General features: G+C 65.1%; 4 protein-coding genes. 2 read left to right on the forward strand and 2 right to left on the reverse strand.

Annotation, left to right across the window (positions count from 1 at the left end; genetic code table 11):
• Window positions 1–100: 100 nt before the first annotated feature.
• Entirely contained in the window at window positions 101–529 is a 429-nt protein-coding gene (locus MOV74_RS32860) for a CBS domain-containing protein (protein ID WP_246931150.1), read from the reverse strand.
• A gap of 191 nt (window positions 530–720) precedes the next feature.
• Window positions 721–1,497, reverse strand: a complete 777-nt coding sequence (locus MOV74_RS32865) for a rhomboid family intramembrane serine protease (RefSeq protein ID WP_246931151.1) — start codon at window positions 1,495–1,497, stop codon at window positions 721–723.
• Between the two features lie 833 nt (window positions 1,498–2,330).
• On the opposite strand from MOV74_RS32865, the gene MOV74_RS32870 reads away from it, so the two are divergent.
• A complete protein-coding gene (locus MOV74_RS32870; RefSeq protein WP_246931153.1) occupies window positions 2,331–2,885 on the forward strand; it encodes a PAS domain-containing protein in 555 nt (184 codons plus the stop codon).
• 160 nt (window positions 2,886–3,045) lie between these two features.
• Window positions 3,046–4,058 (forward strand): DJ-1/PfpI family protein (locus tag MOV74_RS32875; protein ID WP_246931155.1); only part of this gene is annotated, 1,013 nt, incomplete at its 3' end.

Below are 4,058 nucleotides of genomic sequence, written 5' to 3' on the forward strand. Positions count from 1 at the left end.
CACCGAGCGCGCGCTGGCGTCGATCCAGGAGGCGATCGAGGTGCTCGCGCCGGCGCCCGCGGGTCACGCGCCTAAAGCGGACGAGTGAGGCGGGTGCCCGTCAGGCCGTCTTGATGTAGTCGCGCAGGGCTTCCTGCTCGGACTCGTATTCCTGCACCCGGCGCTTGACGATGTCGCCGATCGAGATCAGCCCGACCACCTTGCCGTTGTCGATCACGGGCAGATGGCGGAACTTGCCGGTGGTCATCGTCTCCATCAGTTCGGCGACCGTGTCGGTCTCCTTGCAGGTCACGACCTTGCGGGTCATGACCTGAGCGACCGGCTCCTCCAGCACGCCGGCGCCGCGCTCGCCGAGCACGCGGACGATGTCGCGCTCCGACAGGATGCCTTCGAGCCGGCTCTGGTTCATCACCAGCACCGCGCCGATCTTCTTGTCGGCCAGCAGCTTGACCGCGGCAGCCAGCTTCGCGTCGGGCTCGACGCTCATGATCTGGTGGCCCTTGGTATTGAGAATGGAACGTACCGTCATTGTCGCCTCCCTGAATCGGATCCGTCCGCCTTCGGGCGGGTCCGGACTTGTTCGTCGAGTCTTCAACTAACAGTTTCAGCGCCGGTTTCACGCTCGTGCGCTTTACGAAGCGCGGCCTCTATAGGCTTGTCGCTTCGGAACATTCTTCACGCAAATGATGGATGAATTCGGGCCGGGCCGCAAGCGCCGCTTCAAATACGGTCTGAAACGTCCTGTGATGACGCATCCGCAGCATCGCTTCGCACGCGCGGCACGGGATCGAACAGGGTGAACAGCAACAGGCCGGCAAAGAAGCCGCCGATATGCGCCTGCCAGGCGACGCTCGTAGTCTCGGAATCCACCCCAATCGCGCCGACGCCGAAGATGATGTTGACGCCGAACCACACCGCCAGGAAGCCGACCACCCGTCCGTCGCGCAGCGCGCGCGACAGCGGCAGTGCCGGAACCTTCGCAGCGGTATCGGCGTCCGAACGGTTGAACGACAGGAAGCTGCCGCGGACGAAGGCGAAGCGGATTGCAGCTGCCATTGCGCCGGACACCGAGGCCGAGGCGCCGATCATCGGCGCCACCGCGTGCTCATGGGTGACGAGATGGGCGAGCGCGCCGGCCGCCGCCGTCACCGCGAGAAACAGGAAGAACCTGATCGCGCCAAAGCGCCGCGCCAGCGCGCTGCCGAACGGCAGCAGCCACAGCACGTTGAAGCCGAGATGGGTCAGATTGGCGTGCAGCAGCGAATAGGTGACGAAGGTCCAGACCTTGGCGCCGGTGCCGCCGGGAATCTCCAGATTGAGCAGCGAAGAATCGTAGCGCTTCGGGATGAAGCCGAAGACGTCGATGGTCCAGTTCTCGATCTCCGGCGGCAGCAGCACCCGCAGATGGATCACAGCCAGGAGGACGATATAGGCGGTCAGCGCCGTGGGCAGCGTCAGGACCGGCTCGCGCGGAGCCTCCTCGATGACCGCCGGCACCTCCGCTTGAGGATTTTGCCGAGGTCCTTGCGGCGGAAAATCTTGAGAGGAATCCAAGGCAGCTTCGCTTTCAGCGCGACCGGGGCAACAGGCTTGCAGATAGTCGCCTTTGCCAGCCTTGCGCAAGTGCACAAAACGAAAAGGGAGCGGGATGTTTCGTTTGGTCCGGATAGGGAGCCAGGCCCCGGCTCTGCGGCGCATCATGATTGGACGATGCTTCGCATCGCCAAGGAAGTGCTGCGCCGCGTGCGGGGCACGAGAGCCGGCCGACAAGGTCTCCTGTCCCGGACAAGGCGCGGCACGAAGTGACGCGTCGCAGAGCCGGGACCCAGACGTGCCAGATACTTGCTGCTGCGTGGGCCCCCGGCTCTGCAGCGCATCACGATTGGACGATGCTCCGCATCGTCAAGGAAGTGCTGCGTTGCGTCCGGGGCACGAGAGCTTGTGCCTGAAAAAGGAAAAGGCAGGGCCCTGGGAAAGCCCTGCCTGTCCGTGTCGGCCTTTCCGGTACCGGAGGAATGAAGGTGTATCCCCACCCCTCCCCGCGGCCCGTGACCAAACTGTTTGACGCCCTGTGTACAGGCCCCGCCGAGAACCTGGATGAAAGCGGCGAGGCTTGCGACTGCGGCCACCATAGCAGCGGGGCGCGAGGTGCAAAGCGCATAGTTAACTTAACGTTAACGACGCAAAGACGGCCTTAAGGGAGGTAAAAACGCGCCTGCGGCATGGACGCTGCAAATCCCCTCCTGCACAACAACACAAGGGATCGCGGGTGCACTGAAGTGGGACAGGTCTGTCCCTTCGAGGTTGCACCCCGGGGTAAGCGTTCAGACATGAAACATCCGTCGAGCCGCGCGTTCTTCGCGTATTGGGACCAGAAGCGCGGCACTGCACGGGCCCCCGACAGGGCCGACATCGATCCGGCCGCGGTGCGCGGCCTGCTCGGCGACATCTTCGTGCTGTCCTGCGAGCCGAACCTCGGCTTCCCGTTCCGCGTCGCCGGCACGCGGGTCTGCGCGCTGGCGGGGTGTGACCTCAAGGACCAGAGCTTTGCGGCGCTGTTCGATGATGCAAGCCGCAGCGAGGTCGAGGAGATCACGACCATCGTCGCCGACGAAGCGTTAGGCGCGATCGCCGGCGTCACGGCCGCGCGCGAGGACGGCAGCAAGGCCTATCTCGAGCTGTTGCTGCTGCCGTTCAACGCCCGCCCGCATACGCCGGTGAGCGTGACGGGCGTGCTCGCGCCGTTCGACGATGAGTGCGGCGCGCTTTCAGCCTTCACCCTCACCTCCTGGCGCTATTTGCACCAGCCGGAGAAGCTCTTGCCGCGCGCGATCCGCAAATTGCAGATCGCACGCGGGCTGATGGTGTATGAGGGGCTGAGATAATCTCCGCCGCCCGCGCGCAGCATCGCGCGAGACGAGTTCGCCGCGTGACACATCAACGCGCGCGAATGACCGTTTTTGCCGGATCTGCGTCATTCCTGATGTCGTTGCCAAGCGTTAGCTTCCGCCTCGCGTGAAGCAACGAGGATCGGGTGACATCATCATGGTATGGCGCATTCTGGCGTTATGCGGCGTCGGCTGCGTGGCATTGCTGGCGGCGATCGGCGGAACCTGGTTGTTCCTGCTGCCGGGATCGCCGGCTCGGGGAACCGCCCCTGCGATCTCCAAAGACGAGACCGCGGCGAGCCTTGCGGCGCTGAAGCCGCCAAAACGCAAGCGTCCCCTGATCGCCATCGTCGGCATCAACGACATGAGCGAGACCACCGATTATCTCATGCCATACGGCATCCTCGCGCGCGCCGATGTCGCCGACGTCCTCACATTGGCGACGCAGCCTGGACCCGTCGCACTCTATCCCGCGCTGAAAGTGCAGCCGCACGCGACCATCGCCGAGTTCGATGCCGAGCATCCCGACGGCGCCGATTACGTCATCGTGCCAGCGATGAGCCGAGAGGACGATGAGCTGGCCTTGCAGTGGATCAAGAGCCAGGCCGGCAAGGGCGCGATCGTCATCGGCGTCTGCGTCGGCGCCAAGGTCGTTGCCAACACCGGGCTGCTCGACGGCCGGCAGGCCACCACGCACTGGTATTCCGTGCGCGATCTGCAAAAGCATGCCGCGATCCGCTATGTCGCGGACCGCAGGCTGGTGGTCGACCGTAGCGTCGCGACAACGACCGGCATCACCGCGTCCATGCCGATGGCCCTGACCCTGGTCGAGGCCATCGCCGGCCGCGCCAAGGCGGAGGCGGTTGCCCGCGAGATCGGTCTTGCGCAGTGGGATGCGCGCCATCGCAGCGAGGCGTTCCAGTTCACACGCCCCTTCGCGCTGACGGCGATCGCCAACACGCTCGCATTCTGGAACCGCGAGCAACTCGGAATCGCGCTGACGCCTGGCATCGACGAGGTGTCGCTCGCGCTTGTAGCCGATGCGTGGTCGCGCACCTATCGCTCGCGAGCCCTCACCTTCGCGGCCACGGCAGAGGCGCAGACGAGCCGCAGCGGTCTTCGCATCCTGCCGGACAAGGTCGCAGCCGATTGGCCGGCCAAGCAGACGCC

This window comes from Bradyrhizobium sp. SHOUNA76, assembly GCF_023006445.1.
Classification (GTDB): Bacteria; Pseudomonadota; Alphaproteobacteria; order Rhizobiales; family Xanthobacteraceae; genus Bradyrhizobium.